This is a genomic window from Stenotrophomonas sp. 2619 (assembly GCF_040548725.1).
Classification (GTDB): domain Bacteria; phylum Pseudomonadota; class Gammaproteobacteria; order Xanthomonadales; family Xanthomonadaceae; genus Stenotrophomonas; species Stenotrophomonas maltophilia_AP.
This window is the reverse complement of sequence record NZ_JBEPSF010000024.1, coordinates 14,208-39,785: the sequence shown is the minus strand read 5'-3', so window position 1 is coordinate 39,785 and position 25,578 is coordinate 14,208. Positions and strand designations below refer to the sequence as shown.

The following is a 25,578-nucleotide window of genomic DNA, read 5'->3' as shown; positions in this document are numbered from 1 at the left end:
GCGGGGGGAGGATCCTCGTGCGCCGGTGGGGGACTCAGCCCTTCTGTGCGCGAAGTCGTTCGAGCACGCCGTCCAGCGTGTCCAGGTCGGTGTAATGGATGATCAGCTTGCCCTTGCCGCCGCGGCCGTGGTTGATCGCCACGCGGGCGCCCAGCGATTCGGACAGCTCGGTTTCCAGCGAGGCGATGTCGGCCTGCGGCGCGCTGGCCGCCGGCTTCTTGCGCAGCGAACCGGGCACCTTGCCGGCCGCGAACTGCTGCGCACGGTGTTCCACTTCGCGCACCGACCAGCCCTGGTCGGCCGCTTCCTGGGCCAGCTTGCTGGCCAGTTCCGGGGCCAGGGTCAGCAGCGCACGCGCGTGGCCCATCTCCAGCCGGCGGGTTTCCAGCAGCAGGCGGATCGCGATCGGCAGCTCGAGCAGGCGCAGCAGGTTGGACACCGCCGCGCGCGAGCGGCCGACGGCCTGGGCGGCCTCGGCGTGGGTGAGCGCGAACTCGCTGATCAGGCGCTGCAGCGCTTCGGCTTCTTCAAGCGGGTTGAGGTCTTCGCGCTGGATGTTCTCGATCAGCGCCATCGCGATGACGGTGCGGTCTTCCAGCTCGCGCACCACCACCGGCACTTCGTCCAGGCCAGCCAGCTGCGAGGCGCGCCAGCGACGTTCGCCGGCGACGATCTCGAAACTGTCCGGGCCGAGCTGGCGGACCAGGATCGGCTGGATCACGCCCTGCGCCTTGATGGATTCGGCCAGCTCGGCGAGCTTGGTTTCGTCCATGTCGCGGCGCGGCTGGTACTTGCCCGGCTGCAGCTGGCCCACCGGCAGCTTGCGCAGCACTTCACCCGGCATGGGCTCGATCACCGCGGCAGCCTGTACCTGGGTCACCGCACCCTTGGGCCCCAGCAGCGCATCGAGGCCGCGGCCGAGGCCGCGTTTCTTGCCGAGGGCGGGCTTGGTGCTCATCAGGCGGTCTCCAGGGCTTTATCGGCCGTGTTGCGTTGTTGGTGGCGGCGGATGATCTCGCCGGCCAGGCCGAGGTAGGCAACGCCGCCGCGCGAGGCGCGGTCGTAACCGACGATGCTCTGCCCGTGGCTGGGTGCTTCGGCCAGGCGCACGTTGCGCGGCACGATGGTGCGGAACACGCGGTCACCGAAGTGTTCGGTGAGCTCGGCCGACACCGCGTTGGCCAGGTTGTTGCGCACGTCGAACATGGTGCGCAGCACGCCCTCGATCTCCAGGCTGGGATTGAGGTTGGCGCGCAGCGCTTCGATGGTTTCCACCAGCGCGCTCAGGCCTTCCAGCGCGTAGTACTCGCACTGCATCGGCACGATCACCGAATCGGCGGCGGCCAGGGCGTTCAGGGTCAGCAGCGACAGCGCCGGCGGGCAGTCGATCAGGATGAAGTCGTACTCGTCGCGGACCGGGGCCAGGGCGCGCTTGAGGCGCTGCTCGCGCTCGCCCTGGTCCATCAGCTGGATCTCGGCGGCGGTCAGGTCGATGTTGCCCGGCAGCAGGTCGAAGCCTTCCGGGGTGGTGACCCGCACTTCGGCGGCGGTGGCTTCGCCCAGCAGCAGGTCGCAGGTGGACGCGGCGACTTCACGCTTGTCCACGCCGCTGCCCATGGTCGCATTGCCTTGGGAATCCAGGTCGACCAGGAGCACGCGCTTGGGTGCAGCAGCCAGGGAGGCGGCCAGATTGACGGCGGTCGTGGTCTTGCCGACGCCACCTTTCTGGTTGGCGATGGCGATGATGCGGGCCATGCGTGTGAGCCTCATCGGCAGGGAGTGGGACTGGTCATTATGCGTATATGGGGCGTGTCATGCACTGTGAGATGCGCGCCGGCGGGCGCCCGCGACCTCGATGGGGCGCCTCGCATGCGCCCGGTGGACACCGCAGCGGCAGCTGTGGCGGGCGTTGCCGCCGATATCGGGGCGCGCGCGCAGCGGCAGGCCGGCGCGCGCCCGGAACCGGTCAGGGACCGGCCACCACCACCAGATGGCGCTCGCCGGTCAGGCCGGGCACGTGCAGCGGCAGCACCTGCTCAACGGTCCAGCCGGCCGGCAGCTGGGCAATTTCGTCGTGCGGGTGCACGCCTTTCATGGCCAGCAGGCGGCCACCCGGGCGCAGCAGATGGCCGCCAACGGCGATGATGCCGGCCAGGGTGTCCATGGCGCGGGCGGTCAGGTGGTCGTAGGCGCCGGGTTCGGCCAACGCTTCGGCCCGCGACTCGGCCACGCGGGCGTTGGTCAGGCCGAGCTGGCGCACAGCCTCGCGCATGAAGCGCGCCTTCTTGCCGTTGCTTTCCACCAGGGTCACCTGCAGCTGCGGGCGGGCGATGGCCAGCGGGATGCCGGGCAGGCCGGGGCCGGTGCCCAGGTCGGCCAGGGTGCCGGCCTCCAGGTAGGGCTGCATGGCCAGCGAGTCGAGCAGATGGCGGGTGACCATCTCCAGCGGGTCGCGGATGGCGGTGAGGTTGTAGGTGCGGTTCCAGCGGTCGAGCAGGGTCAGGTAGGTCAGCAGCGGCGGCGCCAGCGCGGCGTCCAGCTGCATGGCGGCCAGGCCGCGCTCAAGCGCGTCGGCGACGCCGGCAGGGAGGGTGTGTTCTTTCATGGCGCCATTATCGCACCCCGGTAGAGCCGACCGTTGGCCGGCTACGCATCCCTGGTAGAGCCGACCGTTGGTCGGCGGGCGCTGCCCGTCACCCCACCCGTTGGCCTGGCCCACCCCGCTCACATCACATGCCAGGCCAGCGCCGCGCGGAAATCCACCGCCGCCTGCCATTCGTGCAGGTGCCAGCGCGCCGCGTCGCCCAGTTCCGGGTCGCACCAGGCCAGGTGCAGGCGGCCCGCAGCGTCCGGGGCCAGCTGAAGACGGTGCAGACCGAAGGAAATGCCCTGGCCCTGCGCCTTGAGGATGGCTTCCTTGGCGCACCAGACCCGGAAGAACCACGGCGTGCGGGCCGCCTCGTCCAGCCCCAGCAGCCAGGCAACCTCGGCCGGGTGGAAGAAGCGCTCGATGATTTCCACCATGCGTGGGCGCGGGCGCAGCGGCTCCAGGTCCACGCCCAGCCGGACCCGTTCGGCCATCGCCACCAGCAGCAACCCATGGCTGTGGCTCCAGCCGGTGCCGATATGCGCCAGCGGGCCGTGCAGTTCCGGGCGGCCGCGGGCGTCGCGCTGCAGCGGCAAGGCATCCGGCGTGCCACCCAGCTGGTCGGCCAGCAGTACCCGGGCCTGCGGCTCGCCCCGGGTGCCGTTGACGTGCGGCAGGCACCAGACCGTGACCGGGCCGAACTGCCACGGACCGCCGGGAGGGGCCGGCACGGTCATGCCACCACCCGGTGAGGACGGCTGCACGGTGATTTCACGGGGGGTGCCGTCAACTGGCCCGGTCGTTCACGCAAACCGGGAGTCAACGCTATGGGCATCATCATCTGGCTGATCGTCGGCGGCATCGTGGGCTGGCTTGCCAGCATCATCATGAAGCGCGACGCGCAACAAGGCATCATCCTCAACATCGTGGTCGGCATCATCGGCGCCCTGCTGGCCGGCTGGCTGTTCGGCGGTGGCATCAACGAAGCAATCACGATCCGTACGTTCCTGTTCTCGTTGATCGGCGCGGTGATCCTGCTCGCGATCGTGAATCTGTTTACGCGTCGAAGCGTCCGGTAACCCACGTACCTGCACCGCTTGATCGACAAGGCCCGGCACTGCCGGGCCTTGTTGTATGTGCGTCGGCCAGCGGCCAGCACTACCCCAACTGCACCCACGCCGGGGCGTGGTCGCTGGGGCGGTCCCAGGTGCGCGGCTCGCGGTCGATGCCCGAGGCAACGGCACGCGCCTTGAGTGCGTCCGACACCAGCGTCAGGTCGATACGCAGGCCCAGGTTGCGGCGGAAACCGGCGGCGCGGTAGTCCCACCAGCTGAACACGCCTTCTTCCTCGCTGTGCAGGCGGAACGCATCGTGCAGGCCCAGCTTGAGCAGCTTGTTGAGGGCGCCGCGCTCGGCGGTGGAGGTCAGGATGTGGTTCTCGTTCCAGACCAGCGGGTCGTTCACATCCCGCGCGTCGGGGGCGATGTTGAAGTCGCCCATGACCACCAGCTCGGGGTAGCGGGCCAGCTCGGCCTCGACCCAGGCATGCACGGCCTCGAGCCAGCGCAGCTTGTAGGCGTACTTGTCGGTACCCACGTCCTGGCCGTTGACCACATACAGGTTGATGATGCGCACGCCATTGACGGTGCCGGCGATCACGCGCTTCTGCTCGTCCTCGAACCCGGGAATGCCGATCTGCACGTCCTGCGCCGGTTCGCGCGACAGCAGCGCCACGCCGTTGTAGGTCTTCTGTCCGGCAAACACGCTGCGGTAGCCCAGCCCGGCCAGCACCGCGTCGGGGAACTTGTGGTCCTCCATCTTGGTTTCCTGGATACCGACCACATCCGGCGCGAACGCCGTGAGCCATTGTTCCAGGTGCGGCAGGCGCACGTTGAGCGAATTGACGTTCCAGGAGGCGATTTTCATGGGCGCCATTCTACCGGGTAGCCACCGACGTTAGGCTGTGGCCCCCCGATCGCACGGAACCCCCATGGACGCAGATGCCTTCGTAGCCAAGTGGTACGCCGAGAAAGAACGGCTGTTGGCCGCCGCCTGGGCCCCGGGGACGGAATCGGCGGCGCGGATCACCGCGATGGCACTGTCACCCGTGCAGGCGCAGCAGTTGCGGGACGTGCTCGATGGGTTCGCCACCGATGCCATGTACACCCTGCTTCTCGGGCTGGATGGCAGCGCGGCGCTGGGCGGCGACCAGCGCCACTACACCGTGCTGGACGAAGACGGTTCGGTGATCGCCGAAGAAGGCGATCTGGAGGCAGCCGCCTACGCGTGGTTCCACGAAGGCCGGTCCTCGCGCTGACCCCGTCCGCTGCGGGGCGACGCAACCGGCCGCGGGTCAGCGCACCAGCGCCTTCAGCATCCCGGCGATCTTCGAATACGGCGGTTTGAGCAGGTCGCTGGCGGCCCAGCGCGACTGCCACAGGATCGGCAGCTGTTTGCTGAGCCCGTCGAAGCCGGCGCGGCCGTGGTAGGCGCCCATGCCGCTCGGGCCGACGCCGCCGAACGGCAGGTCGTTGATGGCGAAGTGCAGCAGGGTGTCGTTGACGGTGATGCCGCCGGCCACCACCTGCCCGAGCACACGTTCGACCGTGTCACGCTGCTGGCTGAAGACATACAGCGCCAGCGGCCGGTCGCGGCCCTGCACCTCGGCCAGTGCGGCGTCCAGGCTGGGATACGCGCAGACCGGCAGGATCGGGCCGAAGATCTCCTCCTGCATCAGGTCCAGGTCGGCCGGCGGGTCGAGCACGATGGTCGGCACGATCAGGCGTTCGCGCGCGGCGCGCTCGGGATCCACCGTGGCCAGCTCGATCACCGGCACGCCGCGTGCGCGGGCCTGGTCCAGGTACCCGCGCAGCCGCTGGTACTGGCCCTCATGGATGATCCGCGTGTAGTCGGTGGCATCGCTGAAGTCACCGTAGCGCGTGCGCACCTGGGTCTGCAGCTGCTGCACCAGCTCGCGCTGGCGGGCGCCATCGATGAGCACGTAATCCGGGGCGATGCAGGTCTGGCCGGCGTTGAACCACTTGCCGGTGGCCAGGCGTGCGGCGGCCTTGTCCAGCGGGTAGTCGCTGCAGACGATGGCCGGTGACTTGCCACCCAGCTCGAGGGTCAGCGGCGTGAGGTGCTGGGCCGCGGCGGCCATGACCTTGCGGCCGATGGCGGTGGAACCGGTGAACACCAGGTGGTCCAGCGGCGAGCCCGCCAGCGCACTGGCCAACGCACCATCGCCCTGCACCACCGCCACGCGGTCGGCCGGGAACACCTCGGCCAGCAGCGCCTGCAGGAACGCGCTGGTACGCGGCGTGTGTTCGGACGGCTTGAGGATGACGTGGTTGCCGGCGGCAATGGCGGTGGCCAGCGGAATCAGCGCCAGGTTGACCGGATAATTCCACGGCGAGATCACGCCAACCACGCCCAGCGGCACCGCGCGGGTCTGCGCGCGCGCCGGCCAGAACCGCCAGCCCACCCCGACCCGGCGCGGGCGCGCCCAGCGGCGCAGGTGCTTGAGCAGGTGGTCGATCTCGCCGAGCACGGTCATGCCGTCGGCGATCATGGATTCGTGGGGGGAGCGGTGGCCGAAGTCGGCCGAGATGGCCTGCGCCATCTCGTCCATCCTCTCTTTCAGCGCCGCGCGCAGGCGGCGCAGATCGGCCTCGCGCTGGTCCAGCGACGGGCGCCGGGCCTGCCAGGCACTACGCAGGGTCTGCAGGATCGCCGGTAGCGCGGCGGGATCGGTGTGGGCGTCGCTCATGGGCCGACTATAGCTGGACGCTGCGTGAGCGCGTGTCACCGGTAGTGCCGGCCGCTGGCCGGCAACGTCGCACGTGTCTCCGAAAGCGCATGGAGAGCCGGCCAGCGGCCGGCACTACGTCGCCTTCGGAAGGGTGTGCGTAGTTGCCGGCCAGCGGCCGGCAGTACGTCGCCTTCGGAAGGGTGTGCGTGGTTGCCGGCCAGCGGCCGGCACTACCGGGAACGAAAAGGGCCGCGATCTGCATCGCGGCCCCTTCTTCATTCTGTGTGGCGCACCGTTACTTGGTGATATCCACCCCACGCGTTTCGCGCAGGAACAGGCCGCCCACCACGACCGTCATCAGGGCGATGATGATCGGGTACCACAGGCCGTAGTAGAGGTTGCCGGTACCGGCTACCAGCGCGAAGGAAATCGCCGGCAGGAAGCCACCGAACCAGCCGTTGCCGATGTGGTACGGCAGCGACATCGAGGTGTAGCGGATGCGGGTCGGGAACAGCTCGACCAGGTAGGCGGCGATCGGGCCGTAGACCATAGTCACGTACAGCACCAGCAGCCACAGCATGAAGATCGTGCCGGGGATGTTGACGCGCGCGTTGTCGGCCTTGGCCGGGTAGCCGGCGGTGGTCAGTGCGGTCTTCAGCTCGGCCCCGAACGCATCGGCCTTGGCCTTGCCTTCTTCCTTGGTCAGCCCGGCGGACTCGTAGGAGGTGACGCTGGCGCTGCCCACGTTGACGATCGCCAGGGTACCGGCGGCGGCCGGCTTCACTTCATAGGGCACACCGGCCTTGGTCAGCGCGGCGGTGGCCACGTCGCAGGAGCTGGTGAACTTGCGCATGCCGACCGGATCGAACTGGAACGAGCAGGTGTTCGGATCGGCCACGACCAGCGCCGGCGAGTTGGTGCGGGCTTCTTCGATGGCCGGATTGGCGAAGTGGGTCAGGCCCTTGAAGATCGGGATGTAGGTGATGGCGGCCAGCAGGCAGCCGGCCAGGATGATCTTCTTGCGGCCGATACGGTCGGACAGCCAGCCGAAGAAGATGAAGAACGGCACGCCGAGGGCAAGCGCGGCGGCGATCAGCAGGTAGGAGGTGGTGGCATCGACCTTGAGCATGCTGCTCAGGAAGAACAGCGCGTAGAACTGGCCGCCGTACCACACCACGGCCTGGCCGGCCGCGGCACCCAGCAGCACCAGCAGCATCAGCTTGAGGTTGCCGCCCTTGAGGCTGTCACGGAACGGGGTCTTGGAGCCCTTGCCTTCGGCCTTCATCTGCTGGAACAGCGGCGACTCGCTCAGCTGCAGGCGGATCCACACCGACACGCCCAGCAGCACGATGGACACCAGGAACGGAATGCGCCAGCCCCAGGCTTCGAAGGCTTCGTTGCCCAGGAAGTAACGGCAGGCCAGGATGATCAGCAGCGACATGAACAGGCCCAGCGTCGCGGTGCACTGGATGAAGCTGGTGTACAGGCCACGCTTGTCAGCCGGGGCATGCTCGGCCACGTAGGTGGCCGCGCCACCGTACTCGCCGCCCATTGCCAGGCCCTGGGCCAGACGCAGGATGATCAGGATCACCGGCGCGGCAAACCCGATCGACGCGTAGTTGGGCAGCACGCCGACCAGGAAGGTCGAGATGCCCATGATCAGGATCGTGACCAGGAAGGTGTACTTGCGGCCGATGCGGTCGCCGAGGCTGCCGAAGAAGGCCGCGCCGAACGGACGCACGAAGAAGCCGGCGGCGAAGGCCAGCAGGGCGAAGATCATGCCCGTGGTTTCGTTGACGCCACTGAAGAACTGCTTGGCGATGATCGCCGCCAGCGAGCCGTACAGGAAGAAGTCGTACCACTCGAAGACCGTCCCCAGGCTGGACGCGAAGATGACCTTCTTGTGTCCCTGGGTAAGCGTGGCTGGTGCGGGTGTCGTTGACATGGGAAGCATCCCCTCGGTAGTGCCGACCGTTGGTCGGCAATCGCAGTGTTGGTCGGGTGGTTTCTAGTTGTGCAGGTGCCGACCGTGGGTCGGCACTCCGTTAAAAACTGTATTTCGTGGTGAACTGCAGGCGGTTGATGTCGCCCTTGCGCCCGTCCTCGATCTCGCGCACGCCGTACATGTACTCGGCACCGATATCGACCTTGGGCATCGGCGTGTAGAAGATGTTGCCGCGGATGCTCTGCACGCTCTTGGTGACCAGCGGGCCCAGGCTGCCGTCGTTGTCGTAGTCGCTGCGCGCGTAGATCAGGTTGGTGCGCAGCTTCGGGGTGAAGGCATGGCGCCAGCCGACGTAGCCGGCCAGCACGCCGGTCGGGTTGAGCTCGTCGCGGGCGATGTCATAGGCGGTGTCGGCAGTGACGCCCAGGCCCACGTAGCGGGCGATGCCTTCGCCGCCGCTGATCTGGTAATGCAGCGTGTCGCTGCCGCCCATCACCCACTTGCCGCCCAGGGTCAGGCCGCCGCCGATCTTGTCGGCCTTGGCACCGGTGGTCTGGTTGTCGATCTGCAGCTGGCGCACCACGCCGCCCACGCCGAAGGTGCCCCAATCGCCCTTCCAGCCGTAACGCAGGGTCAGGTCGGGCAGCGCGCCGCGGTCGGAGTTGCTGGCCACGTTCGTCCACGCCCCGGTGATCGGGTTGCGGGTGCCGGTGAGCACGGTGGTTTCCGGGTTTTCCAGCGCGACGCTGAAGCCGCCCTGGGTGTAGCGGATCTGCGCCTGGCGCACGAACAGCACGCCGTCGGTCGGCCCGACGAAGTCGGCAGCTTCCGGCAGCGACGCGGCGTCCATGAAGTTGGACCAGGTCTGGCCGGCCAGCCAGTTGTTCCAGTACATGTACGCGTGGCGCAGGGTCACGCCGTAGGTATTGGTGGCGGTCTGGTTGCCCAGCGAGTTGCCGAAGAAATCCATCTCGAAGAACGCGCCGGCCTTGTTGCCGCCTTCGCTGACGTTGTCGATGCCCAGGTTGAAGCGCGAGAACTTGGCGTGGGCGTTGTAGTCCACGTCCGAGCGTTCGCCGCTGCCGCCGGCACCGGCCACCGGGGTCTGGCCCGGCAGGTACAGCGCGCGGCCGGTGGCGTCGTCGGCCAGCTGGCCATCGCCGGTCTGGGTGGCCAGGAAGTCGGCCTTGATGAAGCCACCGATCTTGACCGTGGTGCCCGGCGCGGCGCCCGGGGTGATGGTGGTGACCTGGATCGGCTGCTTGCCGGCCGGCACCTGCGCCGCCAGCGGCTGCTGGGCCTGCACGGTCTTCACCGCGGTGACGTCGGTCTGGGCCTGGCTGATCTGGGTCTGTTGCTGCTGGCTGGTGTTGACCAGCATCTGCACCTGGCGCTCCAGCTCGGCGATACGTGCTTCCAGCGCCTTCTCTTTGGCGGTATCGGCGAATGCGACGCCTGGTGCGATCAATGCAACGAACAGGGCGGCCGCCAACGGCCGGCGTGTCGTCTTCAATAAACGGTGGCTCATGTTGCCCTCTCTCCCGGGTGGCAATGCGAACGCCGCGCTGGGCACGGTCGAGCCGACAGTGGGGCCGCCGCGCCCGCACCGGCTATTGGCCATTAGTCGTACTCGCCCGTTGGGCGAGCACGACCCGGACGCCAACAGCGGACGGCAGGTGCCGCAGGCACCTGGGCAGGTACCGACCGTTGGTCGGTACGCTTTTCGCCCCCACCCCACGCCCACCAGCGAACAGCCCTCCCCAATCGCCCGCGGCGGGCGTCCCGACGGGTCGGCACACCGCCCCGCGCGCCCCACCGTCGCACGCCACCGCGTTCGACCATGGTCTAACCACCCAGCCACCGCGAAGCAGGGTGGATGCGGCAAACTGAGGGGGAGAGGTCGCACCTTATGTTGCGACCGCACAACCCAAGTCCTGTTGCAAGTGAGGGTGCCATGGCCGATCTTTACCCCGTCAAGGCGGATTTTTCCGCCAAGGCGCGCATTGACAAGAACACGTACGAAACGCTTTACCGTGAATCGATCGAGCACCCGGATGCCTTCTGGGGCAAGGCCGCGCAGCGCCTGGAATGGTTCAAGCCGCCGACCACGATCAAGAACGTCAGCTACAACCTCGACGATTTCCGCATCAAGTGGTTCGAGGACGGCGAGCTCAACGCCAGCGTCAACTGCCTGGACCGCCAGCTCGCGCAGCGCGGCGACAAGGTGGCGCTGCTGTTCGAACCGGACAGCCCGGATGCACCGTCGCAGGGTGTCACCTACCGCGAGCTGTACGAACGCGTGTGCCGGCTGGGCAATGCGCTGCGCAACCTGGGCGTGCAGAAGGGCGACCGGGTCACCATCTACCTGCCGATGATCGTCGATGCCGCCGTGGCCATGCTCGCCTGTGCGCGCATCGGTGCGGTGCACTCGGTGGTGTTCGGTGGCTTTGCGCCGAACTCGATCGCCGACCGCGTGATCGACTGCGCCAGCAAGCTGATCATCACGGCCGACGAAGGCCTGCGCGGTGGCCGCAGGATTCCGCTCAAGGCCAACGTGGATGCGGCACTGAAGCTCCCCGGCACCACCACCGTGGAAACCGTGCTGGTGGTCCGCCACACCGGCGGCGCGGTGGACATGCAGGCCCCGCGCGACCGCTGGTTCCATGACGTGGTGGACGCGCAACCGGCGCAGTGCGAACCGGAGCGGATGAACGCCGAAGACCCGCTGTTCATCCTGTACACCTCCGGTTCCACCGGCAAGCCCAAGGGCGTGCTGCACACCACCGCCGGCTACCTGCTGTATGCGTCCTACACCCATGAAGCGGTGTTCGACCTGCGCGAGGACGACATCTACTGGTGCACCGCCGACGTCGGCTGGGTCACCGGCCACAGTTACATCGTGTACGGACCGCTGGCCAACGGCGCCACCTCGCTGATGTTCGAAGGCGTGCCGAACTTCCCCACCACCTCGCGCTTCTGGGAGGTGATCGACAAGCACCAGGTGACCATCTTCTACACCGCGCCCACCGCCATCCGCGCGTTGATGCGGGAAGGCGAAGCGCCGGTGAAGCGCACCTCGCGTGCATCGCTGCGCCTGCTGGGCAGCGTCGGCGAGCCGATCAATCCCGAAGCCTGGCGCTGGTACTACGAGGTGGTGGGCGACAGCCGCTGCCCGATCGTGGATACCTGGTGGCAGACCGAAACCGGCGGCATCCTGATTTCGCCGCTGCCCGGTGCGGTGGACCTCAAGCCGGGGTCGGCCACCCTGCCCTTCTTCGGCGTGCAGCCGGCGCTGGTCAATGCCGACGGCGAGATCCAGGATGGCCCCACCGAGGGCAACCTGATCATCCGCGATTCGTGGCCGGGCCAGATGCGCAGCGTGTACGGCGACCACCAGCGCTTCATCGACACCTATTTCCGCACCTACCCGGGCAGCTACTTCACCGGCGACGGCTGCCGTCGCGATGAAGACGGCTACTACTGGATCACCGGCCGCGTGGACGATGTGATCAACGTGTCCGGCCATCGCATCGGCACCGCCGAAGTGGAAAGCGCGCTGGTCTCGCACCCGAAGGTGGCCGAGGCGGCCGTGGTCGGTTTCCCGCATGACATCAAGGGCCAGGGCATCTACGCCTATGTCACCCTGATCGCTGAAGAAACACCGAGCGATGAACTGCACAAGGAACTGATCGCCTGGGTGCGCAAGGAGATCGGCCCGATCGCCGCGCCCGACCACCTGCAGTGGGCGCCGGGCCTGCCCAAGACGCGCTCGGGCAAGATCATGCGCCGCATCCTGCGCAAGATCGCCGAGAACGCCCCGGACCAGCTGGGCGACACCTCGACCCTGGCCGATCCGTCGGTGGTGGCCTCGCTGGTGGAAGAGCGCAAAGTGAAGTGAGGGGTCGCCCCATCGCATTCGCGCTGTCGCTCCCACGGTCCGCAAGCGGACCGTGGGCCCCTTCTCACCATCACCCACACCCTCGCCGCTGCGCGGCCGCCCCCTGACTCAGGGGGCTGTCGTGTCGATACACTCGTTCCGTTTCAGCGTGTTACCCCTTTCGCAACATGGCCCCCACCATGCCTACCCTCCTGATTGCCGACGACCACCCGCTGTTCCGCGAAGCCCTTCGCGGGGCCGTGCAACGCGTCATTCCCGGCGTACAGCTGTTCGAAGCCGACAGCGTGGAAGCGCTGTACCAGCTGGCCGACCAGCACACCGACGCCGACCTGGTGCTGATGGACCTCAACATGCCCGGCGCGCAGGGTTTCAACGCGCTGGTGCACATGCGCGCCCTGCACCCGCAGCTGCCGGTGGTGGTGGTGTCCGCACGCGAGGAACCCACGGTGATGCGCCGTGCGCTGGACCATGGCGCGTTCGGTTTCATTCCCAAATCCGCCGATTCGGACACCATCGGCCATGCGCTGGGCACCATCCTCGATGGCGAAACCTGGGCCCCGCCGGAAGCGCACAACGTGCCGCCCACCGGGCGCGAGGAACGCGAAATCGGCCAGCGCCTGCGCGAACTCACCCCGCAGCAGTTCCGCGTGCTGCAGATGCTGGGCGCCGGCCGGCTCAACAAGCAGATCGCCTATGACCTCAACGTGTCCGAGGCGACGATCAAGGCCCACGTCACCGCGATCCTGCGCAAGCTGGGGGTGACCAACCGCACCCAGGCCGTGCTGATGGCCGGCAAGCTCGCCATCGACGACGAACAGATCGTGCTGCCGCCGGAAGAGGAGTGAGGGCACCGCCCGGATCGGTGGCGTAGAGCCGACCGTTGGTCGGCTGCACAGCCCGATCAGGTCGCGCAGCCGACCAACGGTCGGCTCTACCCGCCCCGCTTATAGCCGGGGCTATGAAAGCCAGCGTTGCCTGCGCAATTGCCGGTGAATGCTCGATCCGGCGGACCCGGTGCTAAGCTTCGCGTCCCCTTGGGGAGTAGCCGGATTCCTGCTGCAGGAATCGCCCGCATCAACATACTCGGCCAGTGCGCCGTGGTGCGGGTAGCCATCGTGGTTGGCGAGACCAGCGGTCCGCGTGCGCAACGACAGGTTGGGCGCGTTCGCGGTCCGTTGCTCGCAATCGCCCGACCTGCCGTGTACCCCAATGTCCCCCCTTTCGATCCTGCTGATCGGCTTTGCCATGTCCACCGATGCCTTCGCTGCGGCGATCGGCAAAGGCGCAGCCATGCGCAAGCCACGCTTCCCCGATGCGCTGCGCGCCGGCCTCATTTTCGGTGTCATCGAAGGCATCACGCCGGTGATCGGCTGGTTGCTGGGCCGTGCCGCCCTGCAATACGTCGAAGCGTTCGACCACTGGATCGCCTTCGGCCTGCTCGGTGCGTTGGGCGTGCACATGATCATCAACGGCATCCGCCCCGATGACGGCGCCGAGGACGAAGACACCAGCAAGCACCACGGCTTCTGGCGCCTGGCGGTCACCGGCTTTGCCACCAGCATCGATGCGATGGCGGTCGGCATCGGCCTGGCCTTCCTGGATGTCCACATCGGCGTGATGGCGCTGGTGATCGGCCTGTGCACCTTCACCATGGTCACCGCCGGGGTCATGCTGGGCCGCGTGCTGGGCAACATGGTCGGCAAGCGCGCCGAGATCATCGGCGGCCTGATCCTGATCATCATCGGCTCGACCATCCTGTACGAACACCTCAGCGGCGCCATGGGCTGATGCGCCCTGCCCCACCGCCGCGCGGCTACATGTCGCCGCGCGGTGCGTGGAAGGCGGCCAGGAAGGCGCGCAGCGAGGCCGGCTTGATCGGCTTGGTCAGCAACCGGTAGCCGCGCTCGCGCGCCATCCGCTTCAGTTCATCGCGCCCGTCGGCGGTCAACAGTGCACCGGGAATCGCACGCCCGGCCTTGTCGCGCAGCGCCACCAGCGTATCCAGTCCATCCAGCCGGTCGTGCAGGTGGTAATCCACCAGCATCACGTCCGGATGCAGGTCCACCTTCTCCAGCGCCTGGTCCACGGTGCTGGCGGTGATCACCTCCACTCCCCACCGTCCGAGCAGCGCGCGCATGCCGTCCAGGATTTCCTGGTCGTTGTCCACGCACAGCACGCGCATGCCGGCCAGGGAATCGGTGCGGGTCGGGGCGGGCGTCGGCGAGGCCTGGGCCGACTGCGGCAGCACCGGCGCGTCCACCCGCGGCAGCATGATCGAGAACATGCTGCCACTGCCCACCCGGCTGCGTGCATTGAGCCGGTGGTCGAGCAGGCGCGAGATGCGCTGGCAGATCGACAGGCCCAGCCCCAGCCCCTGCTCGCCCCAGTCGAAGGGCTGCTGGTAGCGGTGGAATTCGTCGAAGATCTGCTGCATGTGGTGCTCGGGAATGCCCGGCCCGGTATCCCAGACCTGCAGTTCCACCTCGTTGCCACGGTGGCGCACCGCCAGCACGATCCGGCCCTGCCGCGTGTAGCGCAACGCGTTGGCCAGGAAGTTCTGCAGCACCCGGCGCAGCAGCCGGCGGTCGCTGCGGATCCAGGCCGGGCGCGCGAACAGGTCCAGGCGCAGCCCGCGACCGGCCGCCACCGGCGAGTACTGCGCGGCCAGCTCGCGCATCAGCACGCTCACGTCGAAATCGCCGATCACCGGGTGCAGCCCACCCGCATCCAGCCGCGACACGTCCAGCAGGCCGTCCAGCAGCTCCTCGGCGGCGCGCAGCGAGGCATCCACGCGCTCGGCCAGGTGGCGCTGCTCTTCGTTGTTGTGGTGGCTTTCGCGCAGCGCGGAGGCGAACAGCCGCGCCGCGTTCAACGGCTGCAGCACGTCGTGGCTGATCGCCGCCAGGAAGCGCGTCTTGGACTGCTGCGCCACCTCGGCTTCGTGCGAGCGCTCGGCCACGCGCTGTTCCAGGGTTTCGTTGGCTTCCAGCAGCGCTTTTTCGGCGTGCTTGTAATCGGTGATGTCGTTGTAGCTGGTGACATAGCCGCCGCCGGGCAGTGCCTGGCCCCGCATTTCGATGACCTTGCCGTCGCTGCGGGTGCGCTCGAAGATGTGCGGCGAACCGGCGCGCATGTAGCCGATGCGTCGGTTGATCTGCACATCGATGTCGCCCTCGCCCAGCTCGCCGCGTTCGGCGTTGTAGCGGATCAGGTCGGCCACCGGGCGGCCCACGTACAGCATGCCGTCGGGGTAGCCGAACATCTGCTGGTAGCGGCGGTTCCACGCGGTCAGGCGCATGTCCGGGTCGACCACGCTGACCCCGGCGCTGATGTTTTCCAGCGTGGTGGACAGAATCTCGCGGTTGAAGCGGAGCTCCTGGCCGGCTTCGTCCAGCACCGCCACCACTTCGCCCAGGTCCATGCCCGAACCGCGCAGCAGGCTGGTCAGCAACAGGCGCGCCGAGGCCGCACCGATCGAGGCGGCCAGCAGGCGCTCGGTGAACTGCACCCAGGCCCGGTCGGCCGGCGCGGACGCCTGCAGCTCGCGGCCCATCGACTGGGCCTGCTCGAAGAACGAGCGCCGCGCATGGCGGTCGCCGACCACCCGCGAGGCCAGTGCCAGCAGGTCTTCCACGTGCACATGGCCCGGCCACGCCCCGGCCACCGACGGCCGCTGTGCGTACGGGTCCAGGAACGGCGCCGCGCGCAGGCGTTCGTCCACGCCCGGGCGCCAGCGCACCGACACCAGCAGCATCGCCGCGGCATTGACCAGCAGCGACCAGAACGTGCCATGGGTCAGCGGGTCCCAGCCGCTCATGCCGAACAGGCGTTGCGGCCGCAGCCAGTCGATGCCGAACGGCCCCTGCACCAGCCATGCCGCGTCCATCCAGCCGGCATGGGTCAGCGCCGGCAGCAGCAGCGTGTACACCCAGGTGGCAAAGCCGAGCAGCATGCCCACTTCCACGCCCCGGCGGCTGGCCCCGCGCCAGTAAAGGCCGCCGATCAGCCCGGGCGCGAACTGCGCCACCGCCGCGAACGCCATCAACCCGTACGAGGCCAGCGTGCTGTCATTGCTGCTGCCGCGGTAGTAGCTATAGGCGGCCAGCGCCAGCAGCAGGATCGCGGTGCGGCGGATCCACAGCACCCGCGAGGCCACGTCGGCCGCTTCCTGGTGGTCGCCACTGCGGCGCAGCAGCACCGGCATCACCAGGTCATTGCTGACCATGGTGGCCAGCGCGATGGAGGCCACGATGACCATGCCGGTGGCCGCCGAGAAGCCGCCCACGTAGGCCACCAACGCCAGGAACTTGCGGCCTTCGGCCAGCGGCAGGGCCAGCACCATGCTGTCGTCGGCCACGCTGCCGCCGGTGCCGAACAGGGTCACGCCGGCGGTGGCGATCGGGATCACCATCGCCGAGATGATCACCAGGTACGCACCGAACATCCAGCGCGCGCGGCGGATGTCGCGCACGTCACCGCACTCCACCACGGCCACGTGGAACTGGCGCGGCAGGCAGATGATGGCCAGGAAACTGAGCAGGGTCTGCGAGATGAATCCGACCGGCGGCAACCCGGCAAACAGCGTATGCGCCGACTGCAGCACCGCGTCGGTGCGGTCGTTGAGCCACAGGTAGGCGAACAATCCCAGCGCCACCATCGCGATCAGCTTGATCAGCGACTCCAGCGCGATGGCCAGCATCATGCCGTGGTGATGCTCGGTGGCATCCACCTGGCGGGTACCGAACAAGGTGGCAAACAGCGCCATCAGCAGCGCCACGTACAGCGCCGGATCGGTGAAGAAGCCGGTGGGCCCGACATTGCCGGTGAGCACCTGCAGGCTCATCGCCACGGCTTTGTACTGCAACGCCAGGTACGGCACGATGCCGATCAGCGCGATCACCGCCACCAGCGCGGCCAGCCGCCGCGAGCGCCCGAACCGCGAGGAGATGAAGTCGGCGATGGAGACCACGTTCTGGCTGCGCGCGATCAGCGCCAGGCGCTCAATGATGCGCCAGCCGAACAGCCACAGCAGCAGCGGGCCCAGGTAGATCGGCAGGTAGCCGATGCCGTTGCGCACCGCCGTGCCCACCGCCCCGTAGAAGGTCCACGACGAGCAGTACACCGCCAGCGCCAGGCTGTAGACCACCGGCCGCAGCCACGGCCGGTCGGGGTACATCGGGCGTCGGTCGCCCCACCACGCCACGCCGAACAACAGCGCGGCATAGGCCACCGATACCAACAGCAGGATCCAGCTGGAGACCACGAGGTGATTCCGTCAGGGTAAACAGCAGTAGATCACGACCGTTGGCCGTGATGGAAACATCGCCACCGGCTCACGGGTCGGCATGACCGTGGGTCCTGACGGAAACATCGTCCACCGCCGCCCGACCGGCCGGTCACGCCCACCCACCGGAAGGTCACGACCGTTGGCCGTGACCGCCCCGGGTCATTCCGCCGGAACGCCCATTTCCTTCAGCAGCTCGGGGGCCGGGTACACCTTGGCCAGCAACCAGCGCAGGTAGCGCATGTCCACGTGCACGGCGCGCTTGTAGCGCGGGTCGAACCACCAGCTGGCACTCACCGATTCCCAGTTGCTGTCGAAGTTCAGCCCGATCAGCTCGCCCTTGGCGTTGAGCACCGGCGAGCCGGAATTGCCGCCGGTGGTGTCCAGGTTGGTCAGGAAGTTGACCGTCTGGGTCTTCAGCACCGGATCGGCGGTGGAGCCGAAGTCGCCCTTGGCGATCGCGGCCAGCAGCGGCTTGGGCGCATCGAACGGGTAGGCGTTGGTGTTCTTCTCGACGATGCCGGCCACGGTGGTCACCGGGTCGAAATGCACCGCATCGCGCGGCGACAGCGCTTCCACCTTGCCGTAGCTGATGCGCAGCGTGCGGTTGGCATCGGGGTACACCGCGCGCCCCTGCTTGGCGCGCCAGGCAAACAGCGCCTGCATGTAGGCCGGGCGCAGGCGCAGCTGTTCACCGGCGCGTGCCTTGCTCTGGTCATCCAGGCGCAGCTGCGCGGCCACCAGCGGGCCGGCCAGGTCGATCAGCGGGTCGCGCGCCAGCGGCTTGCCGTCCTTTGCCGCGGCAAACCGCGACAGGCGCTGGGCTTCGTCACCCAGCGTGGTGCTGGCGTACAGGCCGTCCAGCGCCTTGGCCAGCGCTGCCGGGGTACGCCCGAAGGCAGCGTCGAACTCGGGCACGCGCTGTGCCTCCGGCAGCTGCTGGTAGCGGGTCAGCAGCGTGGTCAGCACGGCCTTTTCCACCTCGGGCGAATAGCGGCGCTGCACCTGCTTCAGGGTCCCTTCGATCAGCGCCAGGTCGCGTTGCTGGTAGCCGCTCTCGCGCTCGGCATCGGGCTTGGCCGATTCAATGCGCAGGCGTTCCAGGGTCAGCGCCGACCGCAGCAGCTGGCTCTGCGCCGACAGCAGGTCCAGCAGCAGATCGCGTTCGCCGACCGACGCGCCCTGCGACAGCGAGCCCAGCAGGGCCTGGATGTCGTCCTTGTACCTGGCATCGGTGGCCGCGAGCATCGCGCCTTCATCGCTGGCGCGCTGGGCCTTGGCGTCGCTGCGCAGCAGGCCTTCCAGCTCGCCGGCGGCACGCTTGCGGTTGTTCTTCAGCGACTGCAGCTGCGAGGCGTAGCGGGTCCGCGCCTGCGCGTCCTTGGCGGTGGCCGCCTCGATGGTGTCGATCATCTGCTGGAACACCGCCACCCGGCGCGGCAGCACGGCGTCGATCTGGCTGGCGAACTCGGCGGCGGTGCGGTGCCGGTAGGTGATGCCCGGGTAGCCAGCCAGCATCGCGTAGTCGCCCGTCTTTGGCCCGTCGATGGCCATCTTCAGGTGCGCCGGCGGCTGGTAGGGCACGTTGTCCGGGCTGTACGGCGCGGGCTTGCCGTCCTTGCCCACATAGGCGCGCAGCAGGGTGAAGTCGCCGGTGTGGCGCGGCCACATGAAGTTGTCGATTTCATCGCCGTAGTTGCCGATCGCGCGCGGCGGCGCGTACACCAGCCGCACGTCGCTCAGCTCCAGCTGGCGGATGCGGTAGAAGTCGGTGCCGTAGTACATGTCGGCCACGCTGCAGCGCACGTTGCCTTCCTTCTCGCAGTCGGCCACCAGCTGCTTGCTGGCGCGGTCGACCGCATCGAAATAGGCGCGCCCGGTCTTGCCGCGCGCGTCGCGCAGCACCTCGTCGGTGACCTTGTCGAAACCGGTGGTGACCAGCACGCGGAAGTCCGGGTTGGCCGCGCGTTCGTCGCTGCGGCCCTGGGCGATGAAGCCGTTGTCGATCAGGTTGTGCTCGGGCGAGCTGTTGTACTGGATCACGCCCATCGCCACGTGGTGGTTGGTCAGCAGCAGGCCGTCGGCGGACACGAACGAACCGGTGCCGCCACCGGCACGCACCACCGCACTCAGCGGCGGCGCGGTGACGTTGGCCAGGTCGGCCGGGTTGCCCTTGAAGCCGGCCGCCTTCAGCGGCTTGGCCAGGTCCGGCAGCTGGGTCGGCATCCACATGCCTTCATCGGCGTGGGCGCCGGCGGCGAGGGTCAGGCCAAGGGCCAGGGCGGCGGTCAGGGGTTTACGTGGCGACATGGGCACTTCCGGTACGTCAGAACAGCCCGGGACCATAGCCGCTGCGCCCGGCAGGGGCAACGGCCGATGGTTGGGCACGCCCCCGCATCACGACCAGCGGTCGTGATCTACTTTTCCTTTCGCCAGTTCAACGACCCCCGGTTTTCCACCGTGCTCGACTCCACTTCCACGTCGAAGCCGCGCCGCAGCAGGTATTTCAGGGTCAGCACCGAGCCGCTGCCGACCAGCGACACGCCGTAGCCCACGTAGAGCTTGGGCGAGATGTACTTGCCGACGCCGATCACCGAGCCCCCCAGCGCGCGCGACTGGCTCACCCCGGCATCGTCCAGGCCGAGCTTGGCACCCAGCTGCGAGGCGAGCAGGCCGCTGCCGGCCGAGATCGCCGCCGAGGCCGCGTTCACCTGCTGGGCCTGGTCGCTGCTGGCCCCGGTCAGGCTGCGTCCCAGCACCAGGTAGGCCAGCGCCTCGGACTGCGACATCGCCGGGGTCGACCACACATCCACCCGCGGCGACTGCGCGCGGCCGGTGACGTCGATACCGGCCACCACGTCGCCGATGGTGCGTTCGGCGCGGATGTTGATGCGCGGATCGGCCACCGCGTTGTAGTTCCAGCTGAGGTTGCCGCGGGTGATGGTTAGGTCCTGGCCATAGGCCTTGTAGCGTCCGCTGACCTCCAGCCCGCCGTTGGCGGTCATTTCCCGGCCCGGCCGCGACCATACCTGCATCTTGCCGCCCAGCGCGCCCTTCAGGCCGAAGCCGCTCATCTTGACCTTGTCGCCCAGGCTGACGGTGAGGTCCATGTCCAGCGGCGAGGTCGGGGTTTCTTCCGGATCCACCGGGTCCAGCACCACCACGTCCTCGGACACCGAGGTGCCGCGGTCCAGGCGTTCCAGATCGAGGTCGGCCTCGGGCACGTGCACGCTGCCCCGCAGTTGCATGGCGGTGCCGGCCAGGGTGAAGTCGAGGTTGGGGTTGGCGATCACCCGCAGTTCGGAGGTATTGGCCAGCAGCACGTTCTCGCCGTGGATGTGCAGCTGCAACGGCTGCGCATCGCCGAACCACGACAGCCCGCCATCGACGAACAGCGTGCCCTGGCCCGAATTGGCCTGCGCGGTGATCTTGGCCGAACCATCGGGCTGTGCGGTGAAGCTGCCCTTGCCCTCGTCGAAGGTCAGGCCCAGCGCCGGGAATTCGCCCTTGAACTTGCTCAGCGTGGCCTCCCCGCCCAGCGACGGCGTGCCGCGCGTGCCGCGCAGGCTGACGTGGCCTTCGATCAGGCCGGTCGGGCGCACGATGTCCGGCGAGAACAGCTCCAGCCAGTACAGCCGCGCGATGTTCATGTACAGCTCGCCGGTGAGCGGCGCATTGGCATCCCACCCGGTCTGCACCTTGGCGTCCACGAAGCCGTCGCCCTGGAAGCCGACACCGAGCTTGGCGTTGATCTGCGCCGGGGTCATTTCCACGTCGGCGGAGAAGTGGTCGTAGCGCACCAGCTCACCGCGCGCGTTGTCGCCCAGGCGGATGCCGCCCTCCATCGAGGCCACCTTGAAGTTGCCCTCAAAGGCGTTGCCACGCGGGCGGATGCGGCCATCCAGAGTCAGTTCGCCGCGCAGGTACATGCGCCGCCCCGACTGCGGCGGCAGCCACGGCTGCACCAGCGCCAACGGCAACGCATCACCGCGCACCAGCAGGCCTTCGCGCGGCCAGTTGGCGCTGGCGCACAGCGCCCCGCCGGTAGCCGCGCCCAGGCACGCATCGCTCAGGGTGAAGTTGCTGCCCTGCACGCTGAAGGTGGCCGGCGCTCGCAGGCTCCACGCATCGCCCTTCATCGGGGCGATGCGCAGCGCGGTCAGGTCGCCCCGCCACGCCTGGCCCTGCTGGCGCACGCCGCCGCTCAGGGCGACCGCGCCAAGCTCGTTTCGGGTCTGCGCATCCAGGCGCAGGTTGGACAGGCTGCCGCGCGCATCCACGTTCAGCGTGTCCAGCAGCATGCCCACCTGCACCTTGCGGCCCTGCACCGCCAGCGTGCCGCTGTCGCCCTGCCACGGCAGCAGGCCCTTGATGCTGATCGCCTCGGCGCTCCAGTCATTCCAGCGCAGGCCGTTGCCCACCAGGTCGGCACTGATGTCCGGCGCGGTGCGTGGCCCCTTCACCAGCACGTGGCCGCGCAGGCTGCCGGTGCTGCCCGGCAGCAGGTCGTCCAGGTTCACCGGCTCCAGCTGCGCGTCGATATCCAGCCGGTCGCCCACCGAGCCCTTCGCGGTCAGGCGGCTGTTGCCCACCGCCAGTTTCACGTTGCCCTCGCCCTGCGTACCGCGCAGCGCGAACTTGCCCTGTGCATCCACCGTGCGCTTGCGCAGCATGCCCTTGATGCCGGGCACGTCCACGGTGGCTTCATACGCGCCCGCGGTACCGGCCGGGCTGCCGGCCGGCGGCGGCAACTGCCGTCCCTTGGAGGCCAGCGCGCCGGACAGCTTGCCGTCCCAGCCCGGTGCGAAATAGCCCGGGTCGAACCCGGCCAGCTTGGCGGCCACGTCCCAGTCCAGCTGCGGCGCCCAGGCCACCTGGCCGGTCACGTCCAGCGACCCGCCCGGGGTGCTGGCCAGCAGCTGCTTGATCGACGCGGCCTGGTCGTTGCCGCGCACATCGAAGGTCAGGTCGGCGGTCTGCTTTTCGCGCTCCACCGAGGCCTTGCCCACCGCCGCCCAGTTCTTGAGCGTACCGGCCAGGCCCATCCGCGCCTCTTTCAGCGTCACCGGTACCGGCGCGGCGGCACCGGCGGTGGTGGTGTCGGCGGCCGGCACGAAGGTCAGGTCGTTGGCCACGATCGAAAAGCGCAGGCTGGCATTCTCCTTGTCGGTGAAATCCGCCTTGCCCTGCAGGCGCGCCTGGCCACCGAAGGCCTTCACCTGCAACGGCGCCACGGTCAGCACCTGGTCGGCCAGGCCAACCTTGGACGGTGCCAGTTCCACCGCGATGTCGCCCTGCTTGAAGCTGCCCTGCAGGTTGGCCTGGCCGCCCTTGCCGTCGGCCTTGAAGTCCAGCGCCATCGGCGTGCTGGTGCCGGCATCCATGCCCGGTACCAGCAGCGACAGATCCAGCTCGCGGGTGCGTGCGCTGGCCGTCCACACCGGGTCGGTGCGGCCGTCGAACACCACGCTGGCCTGCAGCGGCGCCGGCGCGTTGCCGGCCACCGCCACTTCCATATGGCCCAGGTCGCCGCGTGCCACCAGGCCCAGCCGCGCGGGCGTGCGGCCCAGCGGTGCCGGCAGGCGCGCGCCGATGGTGATGTCGGTGTCGTAATCGCTGCGCGGCAGGTAACGCCCGTCCACGCGGAAGTAGCCCAGGTCGCTGTCGATCTTGAGCTGGCTGGCGCGGAATTCGCCATTGGCGATTTCCACCCCGCCGCGCAGCGTGTCGATGGCGATCAGCGGCTGCTGCGCCTGGGTGATGCGGAAGCCATCGATGATGATGGTATCGGCCTGGATCGCCAGCGGCATTTCAATCTGCGGCAGCGAGTCCGGCCACGACGGCAGTTCGAACGGCTCATCGCTCTTGGCCAGGTTCAGCGAGGCGTTCTTGAGCTGCAGCGCGTCCAGCTGCAGCTTGCGCCCCAGCAGCGGGCGGATGTCCGGATCGAGATAGGCGCGCTCGGCGGTGAAGTGGATATCGTCGTAACGGAATTCCAGGTCGTGCAGCACCAGGGGCCCGGCGACGGGGCCATCGACCTTGCTCCACGTCAGCGTGGCGCCTACCGGCAGCCGCGCCACCACCTGGGCCAGCAGCACGTCGCGACCGGCCACGGTCTGCAGCAGCCAGTACACCAGCAGCAGCGCCAGCAGCACCAGGCCCAGCACGGTGAACCCGGACCACGCCCAGAAGCGGCGCTTGCGGTAGAAGCGCACGCGCGGCGGCGGCGTGGCGGGTGCGGACGGGGTCGGCGTGCTCACAGGTCCGCTCCGATGTTCAGGTACAGCTGGAACTGCGAATCAGGGTTGTTCAGGCCGTGCGCGATATCCACGCGCACCGGGCCCACGGGCGATTTCCAGCGTACGCCGAAGCCCACGCCGGTGTGCAGGTCGATGGTGTTGTCGAACGCGCTGCCGGTGTCGACGAATACCGCCGCGCCCCACGGGCCGCCCTTGAAGTAATGCTCATACTCGGCCGAGCCGACCACCAGGTTCTTGGCACCCAGCGCGAACTTGTCCGGCGCCGGCGTACGCGGCCCGACTTCGCGGAAGGCGTAGCCGCGGATGCTGCGGTCGCCACCGGCGAAGAAGCGCAGGCTGGGCGGCATCGCCACCAGGTCGCTGGTCCAGGTGGTGCCCCCTTCGCCGCGCAGGATCAGGCGGTCGTTGTCGCCGATCGGCACGTACCAGCGCAGCACCATGTTGGCCTGCACGAAGCTGGTGTCCGAACCCACGCCTTCCACGCCACCGCGCAGCGTCGCGCTGCCACTGATACCGCGACGCGGGAACAGCTCGTCGTCCACGTTGACGTAGTCGGCCACCAACTGCGGGTAGACCAGGGTCGAGGTGTTGTAGAGCGCATCGTTGAACTCGGTGCCCGAGGCGTAGCGCCAGCGCTCGCGCAGCGCGTTGATCGAGGCGATCGCCGTCCAGTGTTCGTTGATCTCACCGCTGCGGCTGGCCGACAGCTTGAAGTTGCGCAGGTCGATGTAGTCGGTCTGCTCATCGTAGGCACTGGCGGTGAAGGCGTACCAGCCATCCAGCCAGGCGAAGGCCGGAATGCGGTAGCTGGTGACCAGACTCTTGCGCTTCTGCGCATAGTCCAGCTGGGTATTCATCTTGTGGCCGCGGCTGTTCAGGAACCGCCGCTCCAGACCGCCGCGCACACCGGCGCCGCTCTCGCTGCCGTAGCTCAGACCGGCGGTGTAGATCGAGCGCTTGGCGCGGGTCAGGTTGACGTCCACCGGCACGTCGCCGTTGGCATCGGCCTGGTCCGGGCGGGGCTGGATGTCGATCACGCTGAAGTAGTCCAGCTTGGTCAGCGACTCGCGCAGGCGGTCCAGCTTGCCTTCGTGGAAATAGCTGCCCTTTTCCCAGTACACCAGCGGGTCGAACAGCGTGTCGACGAAGTAATCCTGGTGGAAACGGATATCGCCCATGTTGTAGCGGCGGCCGCTGTCCCAGGTCAGGTCGATGTCGGCGGCATTCTCGGCGCGGGTGACCTGTACCTGGCGCTGGGTGTAGTCGGCATCGAAATAGCCGCGCTCGGCCAGGCGCCGGGTCACGGTGATCTTGCTGGCTTCGTACTGGGTATGTTCGAAGCGCTGGCCCTTGCGCGGCTTGAACTTCTCCAGGTCTTCCTGCAGGTACTGGTCCAGCTGCGCCGGCCCGGTGATGTCGATGTGCTCGCGCCGCACCAGCGTGGGCGGGCCCTTGTCGACCTGGATCACCACGCGCAGGTTCTCGCCCTCGCGCGGGCTGTCCACCTTGATCACCGGGTTGTAGTAGCCGAACGGCTCCAGGGCTTCGCGGGTCTGGCGCTCGGCCTGGGACAACAGATACTCCAGCCGCGACTCACCCTGGGGCTTGCCGATGGTGTCGTACAGCGACAGCGAGACCTCGATGTTCTCGATCATCTCGGCGTCGTCGCCCTTGTCCAGTCCTTTGATTTCCACCTTGTCGATGGTCCCGCGTGCGTGGGCCACCGAGGCGGTGACCAGCGACAGGAACATCAGGGGAAGGGCGTAATTCTTTGGCTGCATGGGGACAGCATAACGGGCCATTGCGAGCATGCGAAATCGAGCCGGCTGTTTCAGAACGGCGGTGAAGGACCC

At 68.3% G+C, this 25,578-nt stretch carries 17 protein-coding genes; 5 read left to right on the top strand and 12 right to left on the bottom strand.

What is annotated here, in order from left to right; genetic code table 11:
* Positions 1 to 34 precede the first annotated feature (34 nt).
* The 4 genes from ABIA71_RS19545 to ABIA71_RS19530 all read right to left on the bottom strand — a co-directional run bounded on the left by ABIA71_RS19545 (position 35) and on the right by ABIA71_RS19530 (position 3,324).
* On the bottom strand, positions 35 to 958 hold the full coding sequence (locus ABIA71_RS19545; RefSeq protein WP_038685464.1) for a ParB/RepB/Spo0J family partition protein: 924 nt from the start codon (positions 956 to 958) through the stop codon (positions 35 to 37).
* The gene (locus tag ABIA71_RS19540) at positions 958 to 1,755 is read right to left on the bottom strand and encodes a ParA family protein (protein ID WP_038685462.1); all 798 of its coding nucleotides are present in this window, start codon (positions 1,753 to 1,755) and stop codon (positions 958 to 960) included. The genes ABIA71_RS19545 and ABIA71_RS19540 overlap by 1 nt, the downstream gene beginning before the upstream one ends.
* 211 nt (positions 1,756 to 1,966) lie before the next feature.
* Positions 1,967 to 2,605 (bottom strand): 16S rRNA (guanine(527)-N(7))-methyltransferase RsmG, encoded by a 639-nt coding sequence (gene rsmG / locus ABIA71_RS19535; RefSeq protein ID WP_038685460.1) that lies wholly within the window; start codon positions 2,603 to 2,605, stop codon positions 1,967 to 1,969.
* A gap of 119 nt (positions 2,606 to 2,724) precedes the next feature.
* A complete protein-coding gene (locus ABIA71_RS19530) occupies positions 2,725 to 3,324 on the bottom strand; it encodes a 4'-phosphopantetheinyl transferase family protein (RefSeq protein ID WP_354287495.1) in 600 nt (199 codons plus the stop codon).
* 90 nt (positions 3,325 to 3,414) lie between these two features.
* Here ABIA71_RS19530 and ABIA71_RS19525 point away from each other — a divergent pair, with 90 nt between their 5' ends.
* On the top strand, positions 3,415 to 3,666 hold the full coding sequence (locus ABIA71_RS19525) for a GlsB/YeaQ/YmgE family stress response membrane protein (protein WP_038685456.1): 252 nt from the start codon (positions 3,415 to 3,417) through the stop codon (positions 3,664 to 3,666).
* A 79-nt stretch (positions 3,667 to 3,745) separates the two neighbouring features.
* Here ABIA71_RS19525 and xth read toward each other — a convergent pair whose 3' ends face one another.
* Positions 3,746 to 4,513 carry an exodeoxyribonuclease III gene (xth, locus tag ABIA71_RS19520; RefSeq protein WP_354287493.1) on the bottom strand — a complete coding sequence of 256 codons (768 nt, stop codon included), beginning with the start codon at positions 4,511 to 4,513 and terminating at the stop codon, positions 3,746 to 3,748.
* Between the two features lie 64 nt (positions 4,514 to 4,577).
* On the opposite strand from xth, the gene ABIA71_RS19515 reads away from it, so the two are divergent.
* Positions 4,578 to 4,904, top strand: coding sequence for a hypothetical protein (locus tag ABIA71_RS19515; RefSeq protein ID WP_354287491.1), 327 nt, complete (start codon positions 4,578 to 4,580; stop codon positions 4,902 to 4,904).
* Positions 4,905 to 4,940: 36 nt separating this feature from the next.
* Here ABIA71_RS19515 and ABIA71_RS19510 read toward each other — a convergent pair whose 3' ends face one another.
* The 3 genes from ABIA71_RS19510 to ABIA71_RS19500 form a co-directional block, all read right to left on the bottom strand.
* Complete coding sequence (locus ABIA71_RS19510; protein WP_354287489.1) at positions 4,941 to 6,356, bottom strand: coniferyl aldehyde dehydrogenase; 1,416 nt, start codon at positions 6,354 to 6,356, stop codon at positions 4,941 to 4,943.
* Between the two features lie 277 nt (positions 6,357 to 6,633).
* A complete protein-coding gene (locus ABIA71_RS19505) occupies positions 6,634 to 8,283 on the bottom strand; it encodes an MFS transporter (RefSeq protein WP_354287487.1) in 1,650 nt (549 codons plus the stop codon).
* A gap of 100 nt (positions 8,284 to 8,383) precedes the next feature.
* The gene (locus ABIA71_RS19500; protein ID WP_354287485.1) at positions 8,384 to 9,811 is read right to left on the bottom strand and encodes a DcaP family trimeric outer membrane transporter; all 1,428 of its coding nucleotides are present in this window, start codon (positions 9,809 to 9,811) and stop codon (positions 8,384 to 8,386) included.
* 426 nt (positions 9,812 to 10,237) lie between these two features.
* Here ABIA71_RS19500 and acs point away from each other — a divergent pair, with 426 nt between their 5' ends.
* The 3 genes from acs to ABIA71_RS19485 all read left to right on the top strand — a co-directional run bounded on the left by acs (position 10,238) and on the right by ABIA71_RS19485 (position 13,969).
* On the top strand, positions 10,238 to 12,181 hold the full coding sequence (gene acs, locus ABIA71_RS19495; RefSeq protein ID WP_354287483.1) for an acetate--CoA ligase: 1,944 nt from the start codon (positions 10,238 to 10,240) through the stop codon (positions 12,179 to 12,181).
* 179 nt (positions 12,182 to 12,360) lie between these two features.
* Positions 12,361 to 13,026, top strand: a complete 666-nt coding sequence (locus tag ABIA71_RS19490) for a response regulator transcription factor (protein ID WP_128098161.1) — start codon at positions 12,361 to 12,363, stop codon at positions 13,024 to 13,026.
* Positions 13,027 to 13,390: 364 nt separating this feature from the next.
* The gene (locus tag ABIA71_RS19485) at positions 13,391 to 13,969 is read left to right on the top strand and encodes a manganese efflux pump MntP (protein WP_128098162.1); all 579 of its coding nucleotides are present in this window, start codon (positions 13,391 to 13,393) and stop codon (positions 13,967 to 13,969) included.
* 25 nt (positions 13,970 to 13,994) lie between these two features.
* Here the strand turns inward: ABIA71_RS19485 and ABIA71_RS19480 are convergent, their stop codons facing one another.
* The 4 genes from ABIA71_RS19480 to ABIA71_RS19465 form a co-directional block, all read right to left on the bottom strand.
* Positions 13,995 to 17,444, bottom strand: a complete 3,450-nt coding sequence (locus ABIA71_RS19480) for a hybrid sensor histidine kinase/response regulator (protein WP_354287482.1) — start codon at positions 17,442 to 17,444, stop codon at positions 13,995 to 13,997.
* A 183-nt stretch (positions 17,445 to 17,627) separates the two neighbouring features.
* On the bottom strand, positions 17,628 to 19,775 hold the full coding sequence (locus ABIA71_RS19475; RefSeq protein WP_354287481.1) for a S46 family peptidase: 2,148 nt from the start codon (positions 19,773 to 19,775) through the stop codon (positions 17,628 to 17,630).
* Positions 19,776 to 19,882: 107 nt separating this feature from the next.
* Complete coding sequence (locus ABIA71_RS19470; protein WP_354287479.1) at positions 19,883 to 23,725, bottom strand: translocation/assembly module TamB domain-containing protein; 3,843 nt, start codon at positions 23,723 to 23,725, stop codon at positions 19,883 to 19,885.
* Positions 23,722 to 25,527, bottom strand: coding sequence for an autotransporter assembly complex protein TamA (locus ABIA71_RS19465; protein WP_502961286.1), 1,806 nt, complete (start codon positions 25,525 to 25,527; stop codon positions 23,722 to 23,724). Before ABIA71_RS19465 ends, ABIA71_RS19470 begins: the two co-directional genes overlap by 4 nt.
* Positions 25,528 to 25,578 lie beyond the last annotated feature (51 nt).

Excerpts from the sequence above, each read along its gene's own strand:
- ABIA71_RS19545 (WP_038685464.1), bottom strand. The coding sequence starts at position 958 with ATGAGCACCAAGCCCGCCCTCGGCAAGAAACGCGGCCTCGGCCGCGGC.
- ABIA71_RS19465 (WP_502961286.1), bottom strand. The coding sequence starts at position 25,527 with ATGGCCCGTTATGCTGTCCCCATGCAGCCAAAGAATTACGCCCTTCCC.
- xth (WP_354287493.1), bottom strand. The coding sequence starts at position 4,513 with ATGAAAATCGCCTCCTGGAACGTCAATTCGCTCAACGTGCGCCTGCCG.
- ABIA71_RS19510 (WP_354287489.1), bottom strand. The coding sequence starts at position 6,356 with ATGAGCGACGCCCACACCGATCCCGCCGCGCTACCGGCGATCCTGCAG.
- ABIA71_RS19500 (WP_354287485.1), bottom strand. The coding sequence starts at position 9,811 with ATGAGCCACCGTTTATTGAAGACGACACGCCGGCCGTTGGCGGCCGCC.
- rsmG (WP_038685460.1), bottom strand. The coding sequence starts at position 2,605 with ATGAAAGAACACACCCTCCCTGCCGGCGTCGCCGACGCGCTTGAGCGC.
- ABIA71_RS19490 (WP_128098161.1), top strand. The coding sequence starts at position 12,361 with ATGCCTACCCTCCTGATTGCCGACGACCACCCGCTGTTCCGCGAAGCC.
- acs (WP_354287483.1), top strand. The coding sequence starts at position 10,238 with ATGGCCGATCTTTACCCCGTCAAGGCGGATTTTTCCGCCAAGGCGCGC.
- ABIA71_RS19525 (WP_038685456.1), top strand. The coding sequence starts at position 3,415 with ATGGGCATCATCATCTGGCTGATCGTCGGCGGCATCGTGGGCTGGCTT.
- ABIA71_RS19540 (WP_038685462.1), bottom strand. The coding sequence starts at position 1,755 with ATGGCCCGCATCATCGCCATCGCCAACCAGAAAGGTGGCGTCGGCAAG.
- ABIA71_RS19485 (WP_128098162.1), top strand. The coding sequence starts at position 13,391 with ATGTCCCCCCTTTCGATCCTGCTGATCGGCTTTGCCATGTCCACCGAT.
- ABIA71_RS19530 (WP_354287495.1), bottom strand. The coding sequence starts at position 3,324 with ATGACCGTGCCGGCCCCTCCCGGCGGTCCGTGGCAGTTCGGCCCGGTC.
- ABIA71_RS19505 (WP_354287487.1), bottom strand. The coding sequence starts at position 8,283 with ATGTCAACGACACCCGCACCAGCCACGCTTACCCAGGGACACAAGAAG.
- ABIA71_RS19515 (WP_354287491.1), top strand. The coding sequence starts at position 4,578 with ATGGACGCAGATGCCTTCGTAGCCAAGTGGTACGCCGAGAAAGAACGG.
- ABIA71_RS19475 (WP_354287481.1), bottom strand. The coding sequence starts at position 19,775 with ATGTCGCCACGTAAACCCCTGACCGCCGCCCTGGCCCTTGGCCTGACC.